The 22,739-nt window shown below is 62.2% G+C and carries 22 protein-coding genes; 8 read left to right on the top strand and 14 right to left on the bottom strand.

Annotated features, from left to right (window positions below; genetic code table 11):
• Window positions 1-5: 5 nt before the first annotated feature.
• A complete protein-coding gene (copC, locus tag PMI21_RS16115) occupies window positions 6-371 on the top strand; it encodes a copper homeostasis periplasmic binding protein CopC (protein WP_007937668.1) in 366 nt (121 codons plus the stop codon).
• Between the two features lie 3 nt (window positions 372-374).
• Complete coding sequence (gene copD, locus PMI21_RS16120; RefSeq protein WP_007937666.1) at window positions 375-1,235, top strand: copper homeostasis membrane protein CopD; 861 nt, start codon at window positions 375-377, stop codon at window positions 1,233-1,235.
• A gap of 26 nt (window positions 1,236-1,261) precedes the next feature.
• Here the strand turns inward: copD and PMI21_RS16125 are convergent, their stop codons facing one another.
• The 14 genes from PMI21_RS16125 to pedF all read right to left on the bottom strand — a co-directional run bounded on the left by PMI21_RS16125 (window position 1,262) and on the right by pedF (window position 17,338).
• Window positions 1,262-2,401 (bottom strand): HlyD family secretion protein, encoded by a 1,140-nt coding sequence (locus PMI21_RS16125; protein ID WP_007937663.1) that lies wholly within the window; start codon window positions 2,399-2,401, stop codon window positions 1,262-1,264.
• Entirely contained in the window at window positions 2,398-4,062 is a 1,665-nt protein-coding gene (locus tag PMI21_RS16130) for an MFS transporter (RefSeq protein ID WP_007937661.1), read from the bottom strand. Before PMI21_RS16130 ends, PMI21_RS16125 begins: the two co-directional genes overlap by 4 nt.
• Before the next feature lie 273 nt (window positions 4,063-4,335).
• On the bottom strand, window positions 4,336-6,021 hold the full coding sequence (locus PMI21_RS16135; protein ID WP_007937658.1) for a PAS domain-containing hybrid sensor histidine kinase/response regulator: 1,686 nt from the start codon (window positions 6,019-6,021) through the stop codon (window positions 4,336-4,338).
• Window positions 6,005-7,168 (bottom strand): alcohol dehydrogenase-like regulatory protein ErcA, encoded by a 1,164-nt coding sequence (gene ercA, locus PMI21_RS16140; RefSeq protein ID WP_007937656.1) that lies wholly within the window; start codon window positions 7,166-7,168, stop codon window positions 6,005-6,007. The genes PMI21_RS16135 and ercA overlap by 17 nt, the downstream gene beginning before the upstream one ends.
• 116 nt (window positions 7,169-7,284) lie before the next feature.
• The gene (gene pqqE / locus PMI21_RS16145; RefSeq protein WP_007937654.1) at window positions 7,285-8,418 is read right to left on the bottom strand and encodes a pyrroloquinoline quinone biosynthesis protein PqqE; all 1,134 of its coding nucleotides are present in this window, start codon (window positions 8,416-8,418) and stop codon (window positions 7,285-7,287) included.
• Entirely contained in the window at window positions 8,415-9,167 is a 753-nt protein-coding gene (pqqC, locus tag PMI21_RS16150; protein ID WP_007937652.1) for a pyrroloquinoline-quinone synthase PqqC, read from the bottom strand. The genes pqqE and pqqC overlap by 4 nt, the downstream gene beginning before the upstream one ends.
• A 42-nt stretch (window positions 9,168-9,209) precedes the next feature.
• Complete coding sequence (gene pqqB, locus PMI21_RS16155; protein ID WP_007937651.1) at window positions 9,210-10,124, bottom strand: pyrroloquinoline quinone biosynthesis protein PqqB; 915 nt, start codon at window positions 10,122-10,124, stop codon at window positions 9,210-9,212.
• A gap of 53 nt (window positions 10,125-10,177) precedes the next feature.
• Complete coding sequence (pqqA, locus tag PMI21_RS28865) at window positions 10,178-10,249, bottom strand: pyrroloquinoline quinone precursor peptide PqqA (protein ID WP_081499480.1); 72 nt, start codon at window positions 10,247-10,249, stop codon at window positions 10,178-10,180.
• 315 nt (window positions 10,250-10,564) lie between these two features.
• Window positions 10,565-12,085 (bottom strand): acetaldehyde dehydrogenase ExaC, encoded by a 1,521-nt coding sequence (gene exaC / locus PMI21_RS16160; protein ID WP_007937650.1) that lies wholly within the window; start codon window positions 12,083-12,085, stop codon window positions 10,565-10,567.
• An 81-nt stretch (window positions 12,086-12,166) separates the two neighbouring features.
• The gene (locus PMI21_RS16165) at window positions 12,167-13,942 is read right to left on the bottom strand and encodes a PQQ-dependent methanol/ethanol family dehydrogenase (RefSeq protein WP_007937649.1); all 1,776 of its coding nucleotides are present in this window, start codon (window positions 13,940-13,942) and stop codon (window positions 12,167-12,169) included.
• 352 nt (window positions 13,943-14,294) lie between these two features.
• Window positions 14,295-15,233 carry a quinoprotein relay system zinc metallohydrolase 1 gene (locus tag PMI21_RS16170; RefSeq protein ID WP_007937648.1) on the bottom strand — a complete coding sequence of 313 codons (939 nt, stop codon included), beginning with the start codon at window positions 15,231-15,233 and terminating at the stop codon, window positions 14,295-14,297.
• A 15-nt stretch (window positions 15,234-15,248) separates the two neighbouring features.
• Window positions 15,249-15,998: a quinoprotein dehydrogenase-associated SoxYZ-like carrier gene (locus tag PMI21_RS16175; RefSeq protein WP_007937647.1), complete on the bottom strand. Its 750-nt coding sequence runs from the start codon at window positions 15,996-15,998 to the stop codon at window positions 15,249-15,251.
• Window positions 15,995-16,873, bottom strand: a complete 879-nt coding sequence (locus tag PMI21_RS16180) for a substrate-binding periplasmic protein (protein WP_007937646.1) — start codon at window positions 16,871-16,873, stop codon at window positions 15,995-15,997. The genes PMI21_RS16175 and PMI21_RS16180 overlap by 4 nt, the downstream gene beginning before the upstream one ends.
• Before the next feature lie 3 nt (window positions 16,874-16,876).
• The gene (gene pedF / locus PMI21_RS16185) at window positions 16,877-17,338 is read right to left on the bottom strand and encodes a cytochrome c-550 PedF (protein ID WP_007937645.1); all 462 of its coding nucleotides are present in this window, start codon (window positions 17,336-17,338) and stop codon (window positions 16,877-16,879) included.
• 252 nt (window positions 17,339-17,590) lie between these two features.
• Here pedF and PMI21_RS16190 point away from each other — a divergent pair, with 252 nt between their 5' ends.
• The 6 genes from PMI21_RS16190 (at window position 17,591) to PMI21_RS16215 (ending at window position 22,694) form a co-directional block, all read left to right on the top strand.
• Window positions 17,591-18,775: an ABC transporter substrate-binding protein gene (locus PMI21_RS16190; protein WP_007937644.1), complete on the top strand. Its 1,185-nt coding sequence runs from the start codon at window positions 17,591-17,593 to the stop codon at window positions 18,773-18,775.
• Window positions 18,776-18,808: 33 nt separating this feature from the next.
• On the top strand, window positions 18,809-19,768 hold the full coding sequence (locus tag PMI21_RS16195) for a YVTN family beta-propeller repeat protein (protein WP_007937643.1): 960 nt from the start codon (window positions 18,809-18,811) through the stop codon (window positions 19,766-19,768).
• On the top strand, window positions 19,765-20,508 hold the full coding sequence (locus PMI21_RS16200) for an ABC transporter ATP-binding protein (RefSeq protein WP_007937641.1): 744 nt from the start codon (window positions 19,765-19,767) through the stop codon (window positions 20,506-20,508). The genes PMI21_RS16195 and PMI21_RS16200 overlap by 4 nt, the downstream gene beginning before the upstream one ends.
• Window positions 20,505-21,296, top strand: coding sequence for an ABC transporter permease (locus PMI21_RS16205; protein WP_007937639.1), 792 nt, complete (start codon window positions 20,505-20,507; stop codon window positions 21,294-21,296). Before PMI21_RS16200 ends, PMI21_RS16205 begins: the two co-directional genes overlap by 4 nt.
• 118 nt (window positions 21,297-21,414) lie before the next feature.
• Window positions 21,415-21,972, top strand: coding sequence for a PQQ-dependent catabolism-associated CXXCW motif protein (locus PMI21_RS16210; RefSeq protein ID WP_007937637.1), 558 nt, complete (start codon window positions 21,415-21,417; stop codon window positions 21,970-21,972).
• A 56-nt stretch (window positions 21,973-22,028) separates the two neighbouring features.
• Window positions 22,029-22,694 carry a response regulator transcription factor gene (locus PMI21_RS16215; protein ID WP_007937635.1) on the top strand — a complete coding sequence of 222 codons (666 nt, stop codon included), beginning with the start codon at window positions 22,029-22,031 and terminating at the stop codon, window positions 22,692-22,694.
• Window positions 22,695-22,739 lie beyond the last annotated feature (45 nt).

The following is a 22,739-nucleotide window of genomic DNA, read 5'->3' as shown; positions in this document are numbered from 1 at the left end:
CCACGATGCTGCTCAAGAACGCCCTGACCACCGCTGCCCTGCTCGGCTCGCTGTTCGCCGCCTCGTCGGTGTTTGCCCACTCCCACCTGAAAAGCCAGACCCCGGCGGCCAACAGCACGGTGAGCGCGCCTGCAGAACTGCGCCTGGTGTTTTCCGAAGGGGTTGAAGCATCGTTCACCAAAGTGACGATCAGCAAGGACGGTGCCGATGTGCCGGTGAAAAGCCTCGCCACCGAAGGCAGCGACAAGAAAACCCTGGTCGTCACCCCGGCAGCGCCGTTGGCCGCTGGCGATTACAAAGTCGAATGGCACGCCGTGTCGGTCGACACCCATAAAAGTGAAGGCGCCTACCGTTTCAAAGTGGGTCAGTAATTCATGGCCGATGCGCTGGTGCTGTGCCGTTTCCTGCATTTCACCATGGTGCTGATGCTATTCGGGGCCTGGGTGTTCAGGCCTTTGCTGTTGGGCCGTGAACCGGCGTTGCTGGATCCGGCCCTGGCGCGAACAACCCGCTGGCTCAGCGTGGTGGCGTTGCTCAGCGGCGTCGGCTGGTTGCTGCTGATCACCGCCAGCATGGCCGGCTCCTCGAGCGCGGCATTCGACCCGGCGACGCTGAGTCTGGTGCTGGGCACTACCTTTTTCGGTCAGGTGTGGCGCTGGCATCTGCTGCTCAATCTGTTGCTCATGGCGCTGCCGCTGACGCCCTGGCGTTCCAGCGTGCCCTTGCGCATCGGCCTTTCCAGCCTGCTGCTGGCAACCCTGGCCCCGGTCGGTCATGGCGCCATGCTCGATGGCCTGCAAGGCCAACTGTTGATCCTCAACCAAATTATTCACCTGACCTGCGTAGGCGCCTGGCTCGGTGGGTTGATGTTGCTGGTGATGATCCTGCGCCAACCGGACGCTCATCCCTTGAGCGCGATACTGCGACGCTTCAGCGGGATCGGTTATGCGTTGGTGGCGGGGTTGCTGACGACCGGCCTGATCAACGTGCGCGTACTGACCGGCGTGTTCTGGCCGACGCCGTTGCTGTCCGGATTTGCGCTGATTCTGTCGATCAAGGTGGTGCTGGTGCTCGCGATGCTGGGGTTGGCGCTGTTCAATCGGCTGCGAGTCAAGGATTGCCAGCAGTCTCCGGGCGTGTTGCGCACCAGCGTCGTGCTGGAATGGTTACTGGGGATCGGCGCAGTGGCGGCGGTTTCACTGCTCGGCACCCTGCCCCCGATAATCGCCAGCTGAACACATCGCTCCTACAGGGGGCGGTGTCAGTCAGGGGTGATCGGCGCTGCGGTATCAATACTCACCACCACCGACATCCCCGGTCGCAGCCGCTCACTTTGTTCCTGATCGGCATCGACAGTGATCCGCACCGGCACCCGCTGGGCGATCTTGACGAAGTTGCCAGTGGCATTGTCAGCCTGCAACAGACTGAACTCGGAGCCTGTGGCTGGTGAAATCCGTTGCACCCGCCCGTGGAATTTCTGGTGGTTCAGCGCATCGACGGTGAAGCTCACCGGCTGGCCGACCCGCACGTTGTCCATCTGGGTTTCCTTCATGTTGGCGATCACCCACAACTGGTTCGGCACCAGCGCCATTAGTTGCGCCCCGGAGTTGACGTAGGCGCCCAGGCGTACGCCGATCTGCCCGAGCTGACCGTCGCGCGGCGCCATCACGCGAGTGTTCGACAGGTCGATCCGCGCCAGTTGCACCGCCGCTTCAGCACTGGCCACCGCCGCTTCCAGCGAGCCGCGATTGACGATCACCGTTTGCAGATCCTGCCGGGCGATGTCCAGGTTGGCCTGGGCTTGCGCCACGGCGGCAACGGTCTGGGCGTTGGCGGCCAGGGTCACGTCCAGCTCGCGTTTCGACACCGAGCCATCACCGACCAGCTCTTTGTTACGGCGCAAATCCGCTTCACTTTTGCGCAACTGCGCCTGGGCGTCGGCGACCGCGGCCTGACGCAACTTGATGGTCGCTTCGGCGCTGTTGCGTTGCTGCACCACGTTGGCCAGCGCGGCTTTCTCCACCGCCAGTTGCGCCAGGGACTGATCGAGACGCTGCTTGTAGATGCGGTCGTCGAGGCGCACCAGCAAATCCCCGGCCTTCACAAACTGAAAATCCTGCACCGGCACTTCGTACACGTAACCGCTGAGCTGCGGGCCGATGATCGTCACCTGGCCCCGCACCAGGGCGTTTTCCGTGGTCTCGACCGCGCTGCTGAACGGTGGCAGTTGCCAGGCGTACAACACGATCAGCACACCGACGATGGCAATCGCCGCAAAGCCCAGGGACGAGATGATCCGCACCCCCAGCGAGCGCGGTTCAGTGCCCGGCGAGGATGGCGGCGTCACGCCTTCGGGGGTGGCGGCAATGGTGTTGGTGGTCGTGGTGGTCGGTTCGGTCATGGAGAAGTGGCACCGCTGGGTTGTTTGGTTGGAGTAGCAGGCGCCGGGGTGACGGCCTGGGTAGTGCTCATCAGCCACAGGGCGCGAATGGAAATCCAGATCATGGTCAGCACCGCGATCACGGCAATCAGCATGAACACATCGTTGTAGGCCAGAACATTGGCCTCGCGGGTGGCCGCGGCGGCCAGGCTGCGAATGCCCTGCAGGTTGCGCAGGCTCGGGTCGGCGATCATTGAGCTGACCGCGTTGCCACCGCTCTGGACCCGCGCCGCCACACGCGGGTCGAGCAAGGTCAGCTGCTCGACGATGTGGCTGGAGTGGAACTTCTCGCGCGCGATCTGGAACGTTCCCAGCAGCGCCGCGCCGATCAGGCCCCCGAGGTTCTGGCAGATACCGAACAGCACCGAGAAACTCACCAGGTTGCGCGGGCTGGACAGCACGTTGCGCATGCCGTAGACCATGGTCGGCCCGAGGAAAAACGTCCCACCAAAAGCCAGCAGAAACTGACTGAAATACAGGTTTTCCGGGCGGGTCAGGTTGTTCGAATAACTGTCCATCACCGAACCGACCGCCATCAGCGCCAAGGAGATGTTCAGCGGCATGATCAGGTGCTTGGGGTCGATGGTCAGGGCGCTGGTGGCAAGGCCGGCGATACTGCCGATCAACATCACCACATACAGGCTGTGCAGCTGCTGACTGCTCATGTTCAGCGCCTGCATGAACCCCACTGCGCCGGTGGACTGCTCCGACGTCACCATGCGAATCAGGATCACCGCCAGGGCCAGGCGAATCATCGCCCCGCTGCCGAGCCAGCGGGTCATCAGCATCGGGTTGCTGCGGTTATGCTCGATGGCCAGGCCCGTGAGGATCAACACGATCGAAGCCGCCGAGGCCACTCCGATCCACTGCGCCTCGAGCCACCAGTCGATCCGCCCCAAAGACAACACCGCGCAGAGCAAGGCCACGCCGCTGGCGAGGATGGCGAAAGTCAGGAAGTCGAGTTTTTCGAAGGTCTTGAAGCGGTCACCCGGCGGCAGTTTCAGCAGAAACACACAGCCCAGGGACAACAGCGCCATGCCCAGTTCGAACAGGTACAGCCCGCGCCATTCGGCGATCTGCAGCAGGTCTTCGGAAAACAACCGCGCCATGGGCAAAGCCAATTGCGAGGTACCGAGGCCCAATACCAGCGCCTTCATCCGCCATTTCGCCGGGAAAGCCTGGATCATGTAATACAGGCCCAACGAACTCAGCGCCGCGCCGACCATGCCGTGGGCCGCGCGCACGGCAATCGCCGAACTCAAGTCGTTGACGAACAGATGGCCGAAAGTCACCAGCGCATAGAGCATCAGGAACACTTCGGTGAACGCCCGCAGGCCGAACTGCTGACGAAACTTCACCAGCAGCAGGTTCATCGACACGTTGGTCATCACGTAGGCCGCCGGCAGCCAGGCCATCTCGGCCGTGGTCGCCCCCAGCGCGCCTTGCAGGTAAGGCAGGTTGGCAACCACCAGCGAGTTGCCGAGACCGCCGGTCAAGGCCACCAACACCCCCACCAGCGCGTAGGCCAGCCGCCTGGGGTTGGAGTGCAACGGCGTCGAGGGCGAACCGGGCAGGCTGGGCCGCTCGTGGGGCTGCCAGTCGCGCGGGGTGTAGTGATCCATTCGATGGCCTTGGTTCGGGAATATCGTCAGTTTGCCACAGCTGAAACACAAATCCCTTGTGGCGAGGAAGCAAGCCCAAAACCGGCAGGTTAAGCCGTAATGCAATTTGTAGCAGCTGGCGAAGCCTGCGTTCGGCTGCGCAGCAGTCGTAAAATCCGGACATTGCGGTGCGTCAGGCAGACCGCGTCAGCCGGGTTCACGACTGCTTCGCAGCCGAACGCAGCCTCGCAAGCTCGGCAGCTGCTACAAAGGCTGCGATCTTTGCAACCATCACTACGCCAACAACTGACTCAACACCGCACGCAACTTGCCAGGCTTTACCGGTTTGTTCAGCAATGGCGCGTCGAGTCGCTGCAACGAGCGACGACACTGGTCGGTGCGGTCGGCGGTGATGATCACCGCCGGTATCGCCCGGCTGAAATGCTCGCGTAAATGCCGGACCACTTCACAGCCCACCACCCCGTGATCGAGGTGATAGTCCGCCAGAATCAGTTCCGGCGCCTGTCCCTGCAAGGCCGCCAGCGCGGTAGCCTCGTCGGTGGCGATCACCACCTCGCAGCCCCACTGCCCGAGCAGCGCGCTCATGCTTTCAAGAATGCTGACTTCGTTGTCCAGCACCAGCAGACGCCGGCCCGGCAACGGGTTGCCGGTACTCGGCTGCGGCGCGGCCTGGCTGATCGGCAGTGGAATTTCATGGGAAATCGGCACCTCGATGCTGAACATCGAACCGTGTCCCGGCCGGGAATGCACCTCAATTTTGTAATCGAGGATCTTGGCGATGCGTTCGACAATCGCCAGTCCCAGGCCCACACCCTTGCGGTCGGCGGCGCGGCCAACGTCCAGTTGGTTGAATTCGAGGAAGATCGAATCGAGACGATCCGCCGGGATCCCGCGCCCGGTGTCCCAGACTTCGATTCGCAGCGCGTCGCCCCGGCACCGGGCACCCAGCAGGATGCTGCCGTCGTCGGTGTAGCGGCAGGCATTGCTGAGAAAGTTGCGCAGAATCCGCGTCATCAGGCGCAAGTCGGTATGAATGGCGTAATCGCCCATGTGCACCCGCAGGTTCAATCCGGCCGCCGCGGCCACCGACTGAAACTCCGAAACCAGTGGCGTGAACAATTCGTCGAGGCGGTACAGGGCGATGTCCGGTTTCACTGCGGCCTGATCGAGGCGGGAAATATCCAGCAGATCGGTGAGTAAATCTTCGGCCCCTTCCAGCGCCTGATGCGTGCGCTCCACCAGCACCTGTTCGACGTCGGGCAAGCGGCGTTCGCGCAAGGTCGAGATCAGCAAACGGGCGGCGTTGAGCGGTTGCAGCAGGTCGTGGCTGGCGGCGGCGAGGTATTTGTCCTTGCTGCGATTGGCCGCCTCGGCGGCATCACGGGCGTCGCGCAAGGCTTCGGCGGCTTCCAGCAGCTCGTTGGTACGCGCGGTGACCCGCTGCTCCAGTTGGTCATTGAGCTGTTGCAAACGCTCCTGGGCCTGTTTTCGTTCGGTGATGTCGGCGACAAAACCCTCCACCAAGCCTTCTTGATCCGGCTTGAGCAGCAGGTTCATCAACACGTCAAGGACAGTGCCGTCCTTGCGCCGCAGTTGGGTTTCATAGCCCAGCAGGCTGCGCTCGCGCTGGAGGATTTCGCCGATGCTTTCCAGCTCTTGCGCGCCGCCGACGAACAGCGTGCCCGCCAGGTCCGTCAGGGAAAACAGCACCTCCTGCGGGTCCTGATAGCCAAGCATCCGCGCCAGCGCCGGGTTGGCGGCGCGCATGCCTTCCTGCAGGCTGGCCTGGAAGATCCCGTGCACCGCGTTTTCGAACAGCCATTTGTAGCGGTTGCGCTCGGCTTCCAGTTCATCCAGGCGCGCGGCCAGTTCCGGGTAATGACTCTTGCGCGCCGAGTGATTGCCCAGGCCGAGCAACCCGGTCAGCGCCCGTTGCTGTTCGTCAGAGGGCTTCGCCATAGACGACCTCGACGTCGCGCTGACTGGATTCGCGCGGGTTGGTAAGGATGCACGGGTCATCCATGGCGTGTTGCGACAGGAACGGAATGTCCGCCGTACTCACCCCGTGCAGGCCCAGGGTTTCGTGAAAGCCGATGGAGTGTTTGAGGGCGATCAGGTGGTCGACCAGACGCCCGCAGATCTGCCGGTGGTTCAGGCCACGGCAATCGATGCCGAAGGTCTCGGCGATCACCTTGAAGCGCTCCGGTGCCGAGCTGTAGTTGAACGCCACCACGTGCTCCACCAACACCGCGTTGCACAAGCCGTGAGGCAGATCGAGGAACCCCCCGAGGCTGTGGGACATGGCATGCACCGCGCCGAGGATCGCGTTGGAGAACGCCAGCCCGGCCTGCATGCTGCCGAGCATGATTTTTTCCCGCAGGGCGATGTCGTTCGGGTTGGCAATCATCTGCACCAGATTGCCGTTGATCAGCCGCATCGCCTCCAGCGCGTGGGGGTCGGTGAGCGGCCCGTGGCCGGTGGAAACGAAGGCTTCAATGGCGTGGACCAACGCGTCGATACCGGTACAGGCCGACAGGAACGGGTCCATGCTCAGGGTGGTTTCCGGATCGATCAGCGACACGTCCGGCACCGCAGCCTTGCTGACGATGGAGAATTTCATGCGTTCCTGCTGATTGGAGATGATCACGAACTGCGACACGTCGGCCGACGTGCCGGCGGTGGTCGGGATCAGGATCAGCGGCGGGCTGGGCATGCGCAGGGTGTCCACGCCCTCGAATTCAAGAATGTTGCGCCCATGGGCGACGACGATGCCGATACCCTTGCCGCAATCCATCGGGCTGCCGCCGCCGACCGCGACGATCACATCGCAGTGATTCTCCCGGTACAACTCGGCACCGAGCATCACTTCTTCGATCCGCGGGTTGGGCGAAACGTCGCTGTACACAAAGTAATCGATGCCCTGGGCTTGCAGGCTGGCCTCGACATCGGCGACCCAACCGGCAGCAATCACCCCGGGGTCGCTGACCACCAGCACCTTGCGGGCGCCGAAGGTCTTGGCGTAGTTGCCGACGTTGTGCCGACAGCCGGCGCCGAAGATGATTTCAGGTGAAACGAATTTACGCAGTTGACTGAGATTCTGGCTCATTGGAAAGCCTGTTTTTATTGTTTTGGAAGGTAAAGCCAACACTAAAGCATCCGGCTGCGAATGCAATCAGACCAATGGGTAGCAACTGCCCGGGGTGGGGGCTTCGCGTTTTAATTTTATCCGCGAAAGATCAGCCGCGAAGCCTTTTCATTGCGCAAGGTCAGGTGTTCCATGCCCTGCCCCGGCGCCTCGGCTTCGTCCCGGGCCTTGAGAATAACGTTGTGCTGCGGTGACTTGCTGCACACCGGGTCGGCGTTGCTGGCGTCGCCGGTGAGCATGAACGCCTGGCAGCGGCAGCCGCCGAGGTCCTTATGTTTTTCATCGCAGGAACGGCACGGCTCTTTCATCCACTCATCGCCGCGAAAACGATTGAAGCCGAAGGAGTCGTTCCAGATGTGTTCGACGCTGTGCTCGCGCACGTTGGGAAACTGCACCGGCAACTGGCGAGCGCTGTGGCAAGGCAACGCCGTGCCGTCCGGAGTGATATCGAGAAACAGGTTGGCCCAGCCATTCATGCAGGTCTTGGGGCGCTCTTCGTAGTAGTCCGGGGTGACGAAAATCAGCTTGCACGGGTGGCCCTCGGCTTCAAGCCGCTGGCGGTATTCATTGGTGATCCGCTCGGCGCGCTGCAACTGTTCGCGGGTCGGCAACAGGCCGACGCGGTTGAGTTCGGCCCAGCCATAGAACTGGCAGGTCGCCAACTCGACGAAGTCCGCCTCCAGCTCCAGGCACAGTTCGATGATCTGTGCGATCTGGTCGATGTTGTGCCGATGGGTGACGAAGTTCAGCACCATCGGGTAGCCCTGGGCTTTCACCGCCCGGGCCATGGCCAGTTTCTGGGCGAAGGCCTTGCGCGAGCCGGCGAGCATATTGTTGACCGCTTCGTCGGCAGCCTGAAAGCTGATCTGGATGTGGTCCAGCCCGGCGACCTTGAAATCGCGGACCTTCTGTTCGGTCAGGCCGATACCCGAGGTGATCAGGTTAGTGTAGTAACCCATGTCCCGCGCCGCCTTGATCAGCTCGGCCAGGTCCTGGCGCACCAACGGCTCGCCTCCGGAAAAGCCCAGTTGCGCAGCGCCCATCTCCCTGGCCTCGCGAAACACCCGAATCCACTCTTCTGTACTCAACTCCTCACCCTGTTGGGCGAAATCCAATGGGTTGGAGCAATACGGGCATTGCAGCGGGCAGCGATAGGTCAACTCCGCCAACAACCACAGCGGTGGGCCGGGTTGCTGTTCGACCGCGTTCACAGGGCAATCCCCCGGTGCCAGACCCGCTCGGTGGTGACGGTGTGATACGGCGGGCGGTCCAGCTCATAGGCCATGCTCATCGCGTCGAGCATGCTCCACAGCACATCGAGTTTGAACTGCAGAATCTCCAGCATGCGCTGCTGGCCCTCGACAGTGACGTAATGCCCCAGGGTGATGCGCAAACCATGCTCGACATCGCGCCGGGCCTGGCTCAGACGCGTACGAAAATAGTCGTAGCCGGCCGGGTCGATCCATGGGTAATGGGTGGGCCAGGCGTCGAGCCGGGACTGGTGGATCTGCGGCGCGAACAGTTCGGTCAGCGAACTGCTGGCCGCTTCCTGCCAACAGGCGCGGCGGGCGAAATTGACGTAGGCGTCCACGGCAAAACGCACACCGGGCAGCACCAGTTCTTGAGACAGAATGTGCTCACGATCCAGGCCCACCGCTTCGCCCAGACGCAACCAGGCTTCGATGCCGCCTTCGCTGCCGGGGACGCCGTCATGGTCGAGAATCCGTTGCAGCCATTCCCGGCGCACGTCGCGGTCCGGGCAGTTGGCGAGGATTGCCGCGTCCTTCAGGGGAATGTTCACCTGATAGTAGAAGCGATTGGCGACCCACCCCTGGATCTGCTCGCGGGTGGCGCGCCCGGCGTACATGGCTTGGTGGAATGGGTGATGGATGTGGTAGCAGGCGCCTTTGGCACGCAGGGCCGCTTCGAATTCGGCGGGGGTCATGGGGGTGTCAGTCATTACGGTTCTCCGGATTTCGCGGTGTTTGGCCTGGCCCCTTCGCTACAGCACAATGTCCATGCCGTCATAAGCCACCTCAATCCCCCGCCGATCCAGCAACGCCCGCTCGGCCGAGTCTTCATCGAGGATCGGGTTGGTGTTGTTGATGTGGATCAGCACCTTGCGCTGGCGATTGAAGCCCTCCAGCACTTCGAGCATCCCGCCGGGGCCGCTTTGCGGCAGGTGGCCCATTTCGCGGCCCAGGCTCTGGCCGACTTCGCACACGCGCATTTCATCGTCGCGCCACAGCGTGCCGTCCAGCAGCAGACAATCGGCACGCTGCATCCAGCTCAAGACCTCGGCGTCGACCTGCCCCAGACCCGGCGCATAGAACACCGATGCACCGCTGCGCAGGTCTTCGATGAACAGGCCGATGGTGTCCCCCGGCTGCGGGTTGCCACGATTGGGGGAATACGGCGGCGCGTTGCTGACCAACGGAATCGCGCGAAATTGCAGGTATGGGCAGGCAGCGATGTTGAACGGCTCACGGTCCAGTTCGATGGGTTGCCACTGCAAACCACCGTTCCAGTGTTTGAGCATGCTGAACAACGGGAAGCCGCTGCTCAGGTCTGCATGCACCCGTTCGGTGCACCAGACCGAATGCGGACAGCCTTCGCGCAGGCTCAACAGGCCGGTGCAATGGTCGATCTGACTGTCCAGCAGGACCACGCCGGCAATCGCCGTGTCACGCACTCGGCGGGCCGGTTGCAGCGTAGGGAAGCTTTCGAGTTGGGCGCGGATGTCTGGTGAAGCATTGCAGAGTATCCATTCCACTCCGTCGTCGCTCAGGGCAATGGACGACTGCGTGCGGCGTTGTGCGCGCAGGGTGCCGTGGCGCATCGCCGCGCATTGGCGACAGTTGCAGTTCCATTGCGGAAAACCACCGCCAGCGGCGGAACCGAGAACGCGGATGTGCATGGCAGGCTCCAGAAAGCAGGCCCGGCCAACGCGACGGCTGACCGGGCGATCAATCAACGGTTGGCGAAATACATCGTCACTTCGAAGCCAATGCGCAGATCGGTAAACGCGGGTTTATGCCACATGGGTCAATCCTCTTCTTGTGCCGGACGATTCCGGTAAAGCCATTAATGCACGGGGCGCCGAGTGCCCGAATGCTACTTTCGAAGGAGGTGGCGGCGTGCGTTGGTAGGGGGTGTTGCAAGGCCTTCAACCACACACAAAACCAATGTGGGAGCGGGCCCTTGTGGCGAGGGGGCTTGTCAGAACGCCGCATCGCCCCGTTGGGTCGCGAAGCGGCCCCAAAACCAGAAGTTCCGGGGACTGCTCCGCAGTCCAACGGGGGCAAGCCCCCTCGCCACACAAGACTGCTCCCACAGGGTTTGTGGTGTGTTTGTGAGTTAGAAGAACCCCAGCGGATTGATGTCGTAGCTCACCAGCAGGTTTTTGGTCTGTTGGTAATGGTCGAGCATCATCTTGTGGTTCTCACGGCCGACACCGGATTTCTTGTAACCACCGAACGCAGCGTGGGCCGGGTACAGGTGGTAGCAGTTGGTCCAGACGCGCCCGGCCTTGATCGCCCGGCCCATGCGATAGGCACGGTTGATGTCGCGGGTCCACAGGCCGGCGCCGAGGCCGAATTCGCTGTCATTGGCAATCGCCAGGGCTTCGGCTTCGTCCTTGAAGGTGGTGATACCCACCACCGGGCCGAAGATTTCTTCCTGGAACACGCGCATTTTGTTGTGGCCCTTGAGCAGGGTCGGCTGGATGTAATAGCCGCTGGACAAGTCGCCCTCCAGACGCTCGGCCGCGCCGCCGGTGAGCAACTCGGCGCCCTCCTCCCGGGCGATGTTCAGGTACGAGAGGATCTTGTCGTATTGCTGCTCGGACGCCTGGGCGCCGACCATGGTCTCGGTGTCCAGCGGGTTGCCGCGCTTGATCTTGGCGATCTTCTTCATCACCTCGGCCATGAACGGCTCATAGATCGATTCCTGCACCAGTGCCCGGGACGGGCAGGTGCAGACTTCGCCCTGGTTGAAGAACGCCAGCACCAGGCCTTCGGCGGCTTTTTCGATGAACTGCGGTTCGGCGTTCATGATGTCTTCGAAGAAAATATTCGGCGACTTGCCGCCCAGTTCAACGGTGCTGGGAATGATGTTCTCAGCCGCACAATGCAGGATGTGCGCGCCCACCGGGGTGGAACCGGTAAAGGCGATCTTGGCGATACGCTTGCTGGTGGCCAGCGCCTCACCGGCTTCGCGACCGAAGCCCTGGACGATGTTCAGCACGCCGGCCGGCAGCAAATCGGCGATCAGCTCGGCGAACACCATGATCGACAGGGGCGTTTGTTCCGCCGGTTTGAGCACGATGCAGTTGCCGGCCGCCAGGGCCGGGGCGAGTTTCCACGCGGCCATCAGCAGCGGGAAGTTCCACGGGATGATCTGCCCGACCACGCCCAGCGGTTCGTGGAAATGATAGGCGGTGGTCAGTTCGTTGATTTCGGCGGCGCCGCCTTCCTGGGCGCGGATGCACCCGGCGAAATAACGGAAGTGGTCGGCGGCCAGCGGCACGTCGGCGTTGAGCGTTTCGCGCACGGCCTTGCCGTTGTCCCAGGTTTCGGTGACAGCGAGGACTTCCAGGTTCTGTTCGATGCGGTCGGCAATTTTCAGCAGCACCAGCGAGCGGTCCTGCGCCGAGGTTTTACCCCAGGCATCGGCGGCGGCATGGGCGGCGTCGAGGGCCTTTTCGATGTCGGCGGCGCTGGAGCGCGGGAACTCGGCGATCACTTCACCGGTGACCGGTGAGGTGTTGGTGAAGTACTCGCCATTGACCGGGGCGACGAATTCGCCGCCGATGAAATTGCCGTAGCGCAGTTTGAAGGAAACGACGGCGCCGGGTGTTCCGGGTTGTGCGTAGATCATGATGGGCCTCTGTCTGGGTCGATGCTATTGGGTAGTAGGTGATCGTTCCCACGCTCTGCGTGGGAACGATCAGTGCAGCGATTAGTGCTTGGCAACAAGGTCTTTGGGCAGCTTGAAGGTCCAGAGCATGCCGCCCTGGTTGAAATCCTTGACGCGCTTGGCCACTTCGCCGCCCCACAGCGGTACCGCGCCGCCCCAGCCGGAGAGCACCGAAACGTATTGTTCGCCGTCCATTTCCCAGGTGATGGGCGAGCCGAGCACGCCGGAGCCGGTCTGGAATTCCCAGACTTTCTCGCCGGTCTTGGCGTTGAACGCTTGCAGGAAACCTTCCGGCGTACCGGTGAACACCAGGTTGCCCTTGGTGGTCAGCACCCCGCCCCACAGTGGCGCGAAGTTCTTGTGGCGCCAGACTTCCTTGCCGGTTTTCGGGTCGATGGCGCGCAGCACGCCGATGTAGTCTTCGTTCAATGGTTTGATGGTGAAACCGGCACCGAGGAACGCCGCGCCTTTCTTGTAGGCGATGCCTTCGTTCCAGATGTCCATGCCCCACTCGTTGGACGGTACATAGAACAGGCCGGTGTCGCGGTTGTAGGCCATCGGCATCCAGTTTTTCGCGCCGAGGAACGCCGGCGCTACAAACACCGAACTGCCTTTGGCCTCGGAACCCGGCGCACCCGGGCGGCTGGCCTCGTTGTAGATCGGCCGGCCGTTTTTATCCAGGCCGCTGGCCCAGGTGATCTTGTCCACGAACGGGAAGCCACGGATGAATTTGCCGTTGGTGCGATCGAGCACGTAGAAGAAACCGTTACGGTCCGCCGTGGCCGCAGCTTTGATTTCCTTGCCGCCTTCGTTGTAGTTGAACGACACCAGTTCGTTCACGCCGTCATAGTCCCAACCATCGTGCGGGGTGCTCTGGAAATGCCATTTGATCGTGCCGTCGTCCGGGTTCAGCGCCAGGCGCGAGGACGAGTAAAGGTTGTCGCCCGGACGCAGGTGCGAGTTCCACGGTGCCGGGTTGCCGGTGCCGAACAGCAGCAGATTGGTTTCCGGGTCGTAGTAGCCGCCCAGCCACGGTGCCGCGCCGCCGGTTTTCCACAGATCGCCCGGCCAGGTCTTGCCTGCTTCGCCGCCGGAGATGCCGTTCTCTACCGCTTTGCCGTCCTTGTAGACGTAACCCATGTGGCCTTCGACCGTTGGCCGGGTCCACAGCAGATCGCCGTTTTTCGGGTCGTAGGCTTCGATCTTGCCCACCACCCCGAACTCGCCACCCGCCACGCCAGTGATCAGTTTGCCGTTGATCACCAGTGGCGCGGCGCTGATGGAATAGCCTTCCTTGTGGTCGGCGACTTTCTTGCTCCACACCACTTTGCCGGTGTCTTTATTCAGGGCCACGAGCTTGGCGTCGAGGGTGCCGAAGATCACCAGGTCGCCATACAGCGCAACCCCGCGGTTGATCACGTCGCAGCACGGGCGGATGTCATCGGGCAGGCGCGCGTCGTATTGCCAGAGCTTGCGGCCGGTGCGCGCATCCACGGCGAACACCCGTGAGTAGGAGCCGGTCATGTACATCACGCCGTCCTTGATCATCGGCTGCGCCTGTTGACCGCGCTGCTTTTCACCGCCGAAGGAAAAGGCCCAGACCGGGCGCAGGTCCTTCACGTTGTCGACATTGAGGGTGTCCAGCGGGCTGTAGCGCTGACCCTGGACGCCCAGGCCATTGGTGACGACCTGTTCCGGATTCTTCGGATCCTGGAGGATGTCTTGATCGGAGACTGCGGCCATTGCCTGGCCGGACAACAGCATGGCACTGAGCAGCACGCTCAAGACGAAGGGTTGGCGACGTGCGGGTTGGGTCATGACGGCTACCTCTGCGGTTTTTGTTATACCCGGGAAATTTTCCCGGTCTGGTGCAGATTCTTGGGCGCCGCCGCCGTTGCAACAATTGCCCGCAATGCGGAGATTTCTAGTTCCTTGGTAGCGGGTCGGATGATGCCAATCAACGAAGGCTCACCACTTGTAGCAGCTGGCGGAGCCTGCGTTCGGCTGTAGCAGCTGCCGAGCCCGCGAGGCTGCGTTCGGCTGCGCAGCAGTCGTAAAACCAGAGCTTGCAGTACATCAGGCAGAACGTGTCGGCCGGATTCACGACTGCTGCGCAGCCGAACGCAGGCTTCGCCAGCTGCTACAAAGGATGCGTCGCATCTGAAATGGATTACTGATCCTTGGCGGAATCGACTCGGCTCATCTGTGCACGCTCATAGTGCGGGTACAAATGGCTGACACTGCGGATCAGTTCATAGCGGCTCAGGCTGATACCGGCGAACCGCTCGGGAATGGGGCTGCGGATCATCTCGGCCATGTCGCTGCCGTTCGCCGCGCCGTCGCGCATGAGTTGATCGAGCCAGGAGAGATAGTCGCGCATTTGCTCGAACGGTTTGCTGTCCGTTGCCACGGGGCCATGACCGGGGACGATCAGCGTCCACGGCAGGCCCTGAAGCGTGGCGATATCCGCCAGCCACACCGACAACCCCGGGCTGTTCGGCGTGGTCAGGGCCCGTTGATAAAACACCAGATCCCCGGCAAACAGCACGCCGGTTTTCTGGTCGAGAATAGCCAGATCCGCGCCGGTGTGCCCACCCAGACTCAGCAGCCGCAAATCGTGGTCCCCAAAACTTTGCACGCCAGACGTCAGCGTCTGTGTCGGCAACACCACTTCGGTGCCGCGCATCCAGTCACCCACCAGTCGATACATGTTCTCGGCCATCGCATCACCCTGTTGATGCAACAGCTCGGTGGTGCCGGCCAGTGCACCGATCGGCACATCTGTGAAAGCCTGATTGCCCAGCACATGGTCGGGATGATGATGAGTCAGCAACACCTGGATCACCGGTTTATCGGTGGTTGCGGCAATCGCTTTGCGCAGGGCTTCGCCGTAGCGCTTCGATGGCCCGGTGTCGATCACCACCACCCCTTGCCCGGTGACGATGAACGCGGTGTTGACGATGTTGCCGCCGTTGTTCTTGGCGAAGTTGTCGGTGCTGCCCTCCAGCAGCCAGGTGTCTTCGGCAATCTGCCGGGGCTTGAGTGAGTAATCGGGATCGGCCAGGGTCGGCAGGCTCACACAGATGAACAACAGCAGCATCCAACGCATCACACGCTCCTTGGGTCAGGGTATCGCCGCATCGAATTGATTGCCGCTGTTGTCGCGCAGCAACAGGCGCGTCTGCCCTGCGCCTTCGATGTCGAAAGCCAGGTTGGGGTTTTCGCTGACCGCCGGAAACAGCTCCAGACGCGCCAGCACCCGGTCGTTTGGGTCCCGCAGTTCAGCCTGGTTGAGGAAGAATTCCGGGATGCCGCTGACCATGCCGTTGTCCATCGGATGCGCGACTTGCAAACGCACACGACTGAATTCACCACGGGGATAACGACCGCCGAGCACTTCGCCGATGTGTTCTTCCCAACCCGGCTGGGTGCGCACCACACTCGGCGCCGTGCAACCGCCGCCGGCCGCGTCGATCAGGGTCGAGCCGACATGCCACAGCCCATCACGGGTCAACACCGCCGCGCGCAACGGCGTGGCCTGTTCAACGCGGATGCGGATCGACAGCCAGGGCAGTACGTCGGCCACAGGCTCGAAATCGACGATTTTCGGCAGCGGATTGAGTTCGGCCCAGGCGAGGATTCGCACCACCTCGCCCTTGAACGCCCGTGCATCGATTTCCAGCGGCACTTGCCGGGCGTCTTCGGCGAACGGCGGTGCCAGCAGCTTGACCCGCTCGTCAAACACGAACGGCGCGTCGCCAAGCATCTGCTTGTGATAGAACGCCCACATCACCGACGGCACCGGATCGACCTCAACCGCCTGCGCGGCCAAGGGCAGCCAACAGGCCAACAGCCAACTCGCGTGCCAGTTCATTGTTGATACATCTCGGGCACGTCATAGCGCAGGCCGTAATGGGCATAAATGCTTTTGACCGTGCCCTCGCGAATCAACGCTTCCAGCGCCTCTTCCACGGCATAGGCCAGTTGCCGGTTGCTTTCATGCACCGCCATGCCGATCTCCCAGAGTTGCTTGCCCATGTTCGGGTAAGCGTTTTCCGCCAGCGCCACTTGCGGGTCGGCGGCCTGATGAACTTGCCAGTCGATCTCGCCACGCATGGCCATCACCGCGTCGACTTCACCCGCTTTCATCGCGGCAAACGCCTGGGGCACGCCGGGATAATGGTGGGTCTTGGCGGCAAGCATGCCGTTGAACACCGAGGTCAGGTAAAACGACGGCACGCTGTCGACTTCGACGCCGATCGGGTGCTGCTGGAACACCGCGACGCTGGCCACCGAGTCCAGCCGGCGGCGGTCATATGCCACTTGCCATTGTTCGGTCTGGTACGGCCCGAACATCACCACATGGCCGTTTTCCAGTTCGCCCAGTTCATTGCGTTTCTGTGAGTAATCGCGATCGTAGGGCACGCGCATCATCAGGTCGGCCAGTTGCTGATTGTGCAACTGACTGGCCCGCCAGATGTAATCGCGCAAGTCGTCGTCGAGCTTCTCCCCGGCGGGTGCCCAGATCAGTTTCAGGCGTACCCCCATCGCCTTGGCCAAGACTTGGGCGAGTTCGACATCGACCCCGCGAGCCTGGCCGGCGTCTTCAAAACTGTAGGGCGCGAAATCCTTGTAGACCGCGACTTTCAGCTCGGCGGCGGCGATCATTTCGTCATAGGTTCGGACTTGTGCCTGCGCTGCCTGGCAGCACAGCCACACAGCGCTGATCAACACCGCGAGCAGGCGCATGGGTCACTCCTCGACGTGCACGCTGTCCAGGTAGGTGCGCACCGCCCACAAGGCTTCCTGGCTCAAGTAGTCGGCCATCTTCGGCATGTACACCCGGCCATCACGCACGGCACCGTTGCGCACCCGCTCGACGAACCACTCATCACCGGCCTCGCCGACATCGAGCATGCGCAAGTCAGGGGCAATGCCGCCGGACTTGGCTTCCAGGCCATGACAGGCCGCGCAATTCTGGTTGTAGGCCGAAGAACCGATTTCCAACGCTTTATCGTGCTCCGGGGAGGAACGATACGGGTTCACCGCCGCCCAACCATCGGCATTGACCTGCACGCCGGCATCCTTGATCGGGGTCAGTCCCTTGGTTTCGACGGCCTGGGGTACCACGTTGCCGTGGGCCCAGACGGAACCTGCGCTGATGAAACCGGCCAGCAGTCCGGCGACGAGCAAGGCGTTGCGTTTTGTTGTCATTGTTATGCCCTCAAGATTGCACGCAAAACCTCTTCGCAGAGGCTATGGCAGCCATCTTAGGAACCCCGTCGCGCCGACCCTATGCTGCTTTGGTGGTCGCGGCCTACTTCCTTGGTAGTAGGGCTTGTGGTGAACCGCCCAGGTACGTTTCACACGCCGTTACTACCTTGGTATTGGCCCATCGATACTTTCTGCATATTTCCCCACCCGCCCAGGGTTCCTATGCTGGCGCTACCTGTGATGGAGTGCCTTATGCGCCAGCTCGCCCCTTATGCCTTGATCTACCTGCTGGCGATTGCCTGCGCCGCCGGGCTGGTGACCCAGAGTCAGGCGGCGGATGCACCGTTGCAGGTGCGGATCGGCTATCTGGGGTATCGCCCCGATCCCGGGCCGTTGCTGTCAAACGTCATTCCCGAGCCAGCCGATGCCGGCCTGCGTGGCGCGGAACTGGCGATCATCGACAGCAACAGTACCGGGCGTTTCCTCAATCACAGCTACAGCCTGGTCAGCGCCAGCGTCGACAATCCGGATGCGCTGCTCGAAGCGGCCAAAGCCCAACACGCACAAGGCCTGCGCCTGTTTGTGGTGAATGCGCCGGTGGAAACCCTGCGCCGACTCAGCGCCTTGCTCCCCGACAGCTTGCTGTTCAATGCCGGCAGCCCCGATGACAGCCTGCGCACTACCGATTGCCTGCCGAACGTGCTGCACAGCCTGCCAAGCCGGGCGATGCTGGCCGATGCACTCGCGCAATTTCTGGTGCTGCGCAAATGGCAACGGGCGCTGCTGATCGTCGGCCCGACCGCCGACGATCAAGCCTATGCCGCCGCCCTGCGCCGGGCGGCGAAACGCTTCGGCCTGCAACTGGTGGCCGAGAAAGCCTGGAGCTTCGATAACGATCAACGGCGCAGCGCCCAGGCCGACATGCCGCTGTTCACCCAGACCGCCGAGTACGACGTGGTGCTGGTCGCCGATGAACGCGGCGACTTCGGCGAGTACGTGCCCTACCAGACCTGGTATCCACGGCCGGTCGCCGGCACTCAGGGCCTGACCCCGGTAGGCTGGCACAAGACCGTGGAAACCTATGGCGCCGCGCAGTTGCAAAAACGCTTCGAAGCCCTGGCCGGGCGCTGGATGAACGATCGGGATTTCGCCGCGTGGATGGCGGTACGCAGCATCGCCAGCGCGGTGGGCAAGCTGCGCCAGGTCGATGCCATGGCGATTCGTACGCTTGAAATCAGCGAGCAATTACCGCTGGACGGCTTCAAGGGCCGCAAGCTCAGTTATCGGCCGTGGAACGGTCAGTTGCGCCAGCCGATCCCCATCGTGCAGCCCCGGGCGCTGGTCAGCACTTCGCCGCAAGACGGTTTCCTGCACCCCTTCAACGAAATGGACAGCCTGGGTTACGACAAAACCGAGGTCAGCTGCCGCTTTCCCTGACAGCCCTACCACCACAATAAGAAGGAATCTGCCATGCGCCGCACCCTACTTTCATGCGCTCTACTGCTCGCTGCCGGGCATGCGGCGGCCAGCACTGCCTGGGTCTCCAACGAAAAGGACAACAGCCTGAGCCTGATCGACATGCAGACCTTGCAAGTCACCGACACCCTGCCCGTCGGCCAGCGCCCGCGCGGCTTGTTGCTGTCCCACGACAACAAGCTGCTGTACATCTGCGCCAGCGATTCGGACCGGGTCCAGGTAATGGACGTCGCCACCCGCAAGATCGTCAAGGAGCTGCCCTCGGGCAAAGACCCCGAACAATTCGCCCTGCACCCCAACAATCGCTGGTTGTATGTCTCCAACGAAGACGATGCGCTGGTGACGGTGATCGACACCGAAACCTCCAAGGTGCTCGGGCAGATCAACGTCGGCGTCGAGCCCGAAGGCATGGCCGTCAGCCCCGACGGCAAGTGGGCAGTGAACACCAGTGAAACCACCAACATGCTGCACTGGATCGACACCGGTACCCAGACCCTGGCCGACAATACGCTGGTGGATCAGCGACCGCGTTTTGTCGAGTTCAATCCCGATGGCTCGCAGCTCTGGGCCTCGGCGGAAATCGGCGGCACGGTGACGATTCTCGACGTCGCCAGCCGCAAGGTCCTCAAGACCCTGAGCTTCCAGATCAAAGGCGTGCACCCGGACAAAGTCCAGCCTGTAGGCATCAAACTCAGCGCCGACGGCAAGTACGGCTTCGTCGCCCTCGGCCCGGCCAACCATGTGGCGGTGATCGATGCCAAGACCTTCGAGATTGTTGATTACCTGCTGGTGGGCCGGCGGGTCTGGCAGATGGCGTTCACCCCGGATCAAAAGCAATTGCTGGCCACCAACGGCGTCAGCGGCGACGTGTCGGTGATCGATGTCGACACGCTCAAGGTGAGCAAATCGGTGAAGGTCGGACGCTATCCGTGGGGCGTGGTGGTGACGCCATGAACGCCCTCGAGGTCAGCGACCTGAGTTTCGCCTACGGCCCACGCGAGGCCTTGCGCCAGGTGAGTTTCAGCCTGGCACCGGGGCGTTTTGCGGCGCTGCTTGGGCCGAATGGCGCGGGCAAATCAACCCTGATCGCCCTGCTCACCCGCCTCTATGATCTGCAACGCGGTGATATCCGGGTCGGCGGCTGCTCCTTGCGCGATGCGGCACGCCCGGCGCTCAAGCAATTGGGGGTGGTGTTTCAGCAAAGCACGCTGGATCTGGACCTCAGCGTCGAGCAGAACCTGCGTTATCACGCCGCGCTGCATGGTCTGTCCCGACGCCAGACCGGGCTGCGGGTCGACGCGGAGCTGGCGCGTCAGGCCCTGACCGAGCGCCGCCGCGAGCGGGTCCGCGAACTCAATGGCGGCCATCGCCGGCGGGTGGAAATCGCCCGCGCGTTGCTGCACGAACCACGCCTGTTGTTGCTTGACGAGGCCAGCGTCGGCCTCGACCCGGCCAGCCGCCTGGCGCTCAATCAGCACATCCGCAGCCTGTGCCGCGAGCAAACCATCAGCGTGCTCTGGACCACTCATTTGCTGGATGAAGTGCAACCCAGCGACGACTTGCTGATCCTGCATCAAGGGCGGTTGGTGGCCAGCGGACAGGCTGATGCGCTGAGCCTGGAACACGGCGGCGACCTCGGTTCGGCCTTCGCCCGCCTGACCACCTCGGTCTCTTCAGAGGCAGTCATCAGATGAACGCTTACTGGCAATGTTTCAGCGGCATCGTGCTGCGCGAATGGCTGCGCTTCGTGTTGCAGCGCACGCGGTTTCTCAGTGCGCTGGTGCGGCCGTTGCTGTGGCTGCTGGTGTTCGCCGCCGGGTTCCGCGCGGCACTCGGCATCGCCATCATCGAGCCCTACGACACCTATATTCCCTATGAGGTTTACATCATCCCGGGCCTGGCCTGCATGATCCTGCTGTTCAATGGCATGCAGGGTTCGCTGTCGATGGTTTACGACCGGGAGATGGGCAGCATGCGCGTGCTGCTGACCAGCCCCCTACCCCGGACCTTTCTGCTGTGCAGCAAATTGCTGGCGACGTCGCTGATTTCGCTGTTGCAGGTATACGCCTTCCTGGCGATTGCCTGGCTGTACGGCGTGCAACCGCCGGCCATGGGCCTGTTGCTGGCGTTGCCGGCGTTGCTGCTGGTGGCGTTGATGCTCAGTGCGCTGGGCCTGTTGCTGTCCAACGCCATCCGCCAGCTGGAGAACTTTGCCGGGGTGATGAATTTCGTGATTTTCCCGCTGTTTTTCCTGTCATCGGCGCTGTATCCACTGTGGAAAATGCGCGATTCCAGCGAATGGCTGTATTGGCTGTGCGCCTTGAACCCGTTCACCCATGCGGTGGAACTGGTGCGGTTCGCGCTGTACGAACGCTTCAACCCGTTGGCGCTGGCGGTGTGCGTGGGGCTGACGCTGGTGTTCGCCCTGCTCGCCGTCTTCACCTTCAACCCGCAACATGCGGCCTTGCGCAAAACCGGCTGACTACTCCGACCGGAACGATCAAATTACTACTTTGGTACTGGTTTACCTGTCTATCGTCGCATTCACAACGCACCGCTACTGGCATGTAATGGGTTCATAACTATAAGGACTGACCCCCATGCCGCGTGCCCGACGTGTTCTGTTGCGCCCTTCTCTCGCTGCGCTGTCGCTGAGCCTGTTGCTGGGCGCCGCACAGGCCGAAACACCGCTGTTCTCCCCCGACGGTTATCGCATCGGCCTGTACCGCAGCCCGACCCCGACTCAGCTCCAGGGCGCGAGCATCATCGACACGCCCGCCCTGCAAAACCTGCTCAAGCAGACGCCCCGGCCGGTGCTGATCGATGTCTACCGCCGGCAATGGCTACAGGGCCGTTTCATCGAAGACCAGCCCCACGAAAACCTGCCCGGCAGCCATTGGCTGGCCAATACCGGTGACGGCGAACTGACGCCCGACTGGCAAGACTATTTTGCGCGTAACCTGAACACATTGACCGCTGGCGATCACACGCAACCGTTGGTCTTTTACTGCCGCTCCGATTGCTGGCTGAGCTGGAACGCGGTAAAACGCGCGGCCACCATGGGCTATAAAACACTGTATTGGTACCGCGACGGACTGGATGCCTGGCAAGCGGCGAATCTGCCCGTGACGCAGGCCCGGCCCGAGCCTTTTCCCTGACTTGAGCGCTTGCGTGTTGTTGCCACACCCTGAAAAAAATAATGAGGTGAAAGGCCATGTACAAAATTTTGATTGCCGACGATCACCCGCTGTTTCGTGAAGCCATTCATAACGTCATCAGCGACGGTTTCCCCGGCAGCGAGGTCATGGAAACCGCCGACCTCGACAGCGCCCTGGCCCTGACCCAGGAGCACGATGACCTGGACTTGATCCTGCTCGACCTGAACATGCCCGGCATGCACGGCCTCAATGGCCTGATCAACCTGCGCAACGAGGCACCGACCATTCCGGTGGTGATCGTCTCGGCCGAACAAGACAAGCAGATCGTGCTGCAAGCCATCACCTATGGCGCGGTGGGGTTCATCACCAAGTCCTCGCCACGCATCCAGATGACCGAGGCCATCCAGCAGATTCTCAACGGCAATGTGTACCTGCCGCCGGACATCATCCGCACGCAAAAAAGCGGCGCCAGCCGGCGCATGAACGAGACCCCGAGCTTCCCGCCCGAACTGCTCCAGGCGCTGACCCGCAAGCAGTTGCTGGTGCTTGAGCGCATGACCAAGGGCGAATCGAACAAACAGATCGCCTACACCCTGGAAATCGCCGAAACCACGGTCAAGGCCCACGTCTCGGCGATCTTGCGCAAACTCAATGTGCACAACCGGGTACAGGCGATATTGAGTGCCGGGGATATTGATTTCGGGTCGTATTTGCGGCGTTGAGGTTTTCAGTCGATCGTTCCCACGCTCCGCGTGGGAATGCAGCCA

It is taken from the genome of Pseudomonas sp. GM18 (genome assembly GCF_000282195.1).
Lineage (GTDB): Bacteria > Pseudomonadota > Gammaproteobacteria > Pseudomonadales > Pseudomonadaceae > Aquipseudomonas.
This window is presented reverse-complemented; position numbering and strand designations above follow the sequence as displayed.

Bases quoted from the DNA above. Each gene is read 5' to 3' on its own strand.
- PMI21_RS16205 (WP_007937639.1), top strand. From the start codon at position 20,505: ATGAACGCTTACTGGCAATGTTTCAGCGGCATCGTGCTGCGCGAATGG.
- PMI21_RS16175 (WP_007937647.1), bottom strand. From the start codon at position 15,998: ATGAACTGGCACGCGAGTTGGCTGTTGGCCTGTTGGCTGCCCTTGGCC.
- PMI21_RS16170 (WP_007937648.1), bottom strand. From the start codon at position 15,233: ATGCGTTGGATGCTGCTGTTGTTCATCTGTGTGAGCCTGCCGACCCTG.
- PMI21_RS16195 (WP_007937643.1), top strand. From the start codon at position 18,809: ATGCGCCGCACCCTACTTTCATGCGCTCTACTGCTCGCTGCCGGGCAT.
- PMI21_RS16215 (WP_007937635.1), top strand. From the start codon at position 22,029: ATGTACAAAATTTTGATTGCCGACGATCACCCGCTGTTTCGTGAAGCC.
- PMI21_RS16165 (WP_007937649.1), bottom strand. From the start codon at position 13,942: ATGACCCAACCCGCACGTCGCCAACCCTTCGTCTTGAGCGTGCTGCTC.
- PMI21_RS16210 (WP_007937637.1), top strand. From the start codon at position 21,415: ATGCCGCGTGCCCGACGTGTTCTGTTGCGCCCTTCTCTCGCTGCGCTG.
- PMI21_RS16130 (WP_007937661.1), bottom strand. From the start codon at position 4,062: ATGGATCACTACACCCCGCGCGACTGGCAGCCCCACGAGCGGCCCAGC.
- PMI21_RS16180 (WP_007937646.1), bottom strand. From the start codon at position 16,873: ATGCGCCTGCTCGCGGTGTTGATCAGCGCTGTGTGGCTGTGCTGCCAG.
- PMI21_RS16135 (WP_007937658.1), bottom strand. From the start codon at position 6,021: ATGGCGAAGCCCTCTGACGAACAGCAACGGGCGCTGACCGGGTTGCTC.
- PMI21_RS16200 (WP_007937641.1), top strand. From the start codon at position 19,765: ATGAACGCCCTCGAGGTCAGCGACCTGAGTTTCGCCTACGGCCCACGC.
- ercA (WP_007937656.1), bottom strand. From the start codon at position 7,168: ATGAGCCAGAATCTCAGTCAACTGCGTAAATTCGTTTCACCTGAAATC.
- PMI21_RS16190 (WP_007937644.1), top strand. From the start codon at position 17,591: ATGCGCCAGCTCGCCCCTTATGCCTTGATCTACCTGCTGGCGATTGCC.
- pqqB (WP_007937651.1), bottom strand. From the start codon at position 10,124: ATGCACATCCGCGTTCTCGGTTCCGCCGCTGGCGGTGGTTTTCCGCAA.
- copD (WP_007937666.1), top strand. From the start codon at position 375: ATGGCCGATGCGCTGGTGCTGTGCCGTTTCCTGCATTTCACCATGGTG.
- pqqC (WP_007937652.1), bottom strand. From the start codon at position 9,167: ATGACTGACACCCCCATGACCCCCGCCGAATTCGAAGCGGCCCTGCGT.
- PMI21_RS16125 (WP_007937663.1), bottom strand. From the start codon at position 2,401: ATGACCGAACCGACCACCACGACCACCAACACCATTGCCGCCACCCCC.
- pedF (WP_007937645.1), bottom strand. From the start codon at position 17,338: ATGACAACAAAACGCAACGCCTTGCTCGTCGCCGGACTGCTGGCCGGT.
- copC (WP_007937668.1), top strand. From the start codon at position 6: ATGCTGCTCAAGAACGCCCTGACCACCGCTGCCCTGCTCGGCTCGCTG.
- exaC (WP_007937650.1), bottom strand. From the start codon at position 12,085: ATGATCTACGCACAACCCGGAACACCCGGCGCCGTCGTTTCCTTCAAA.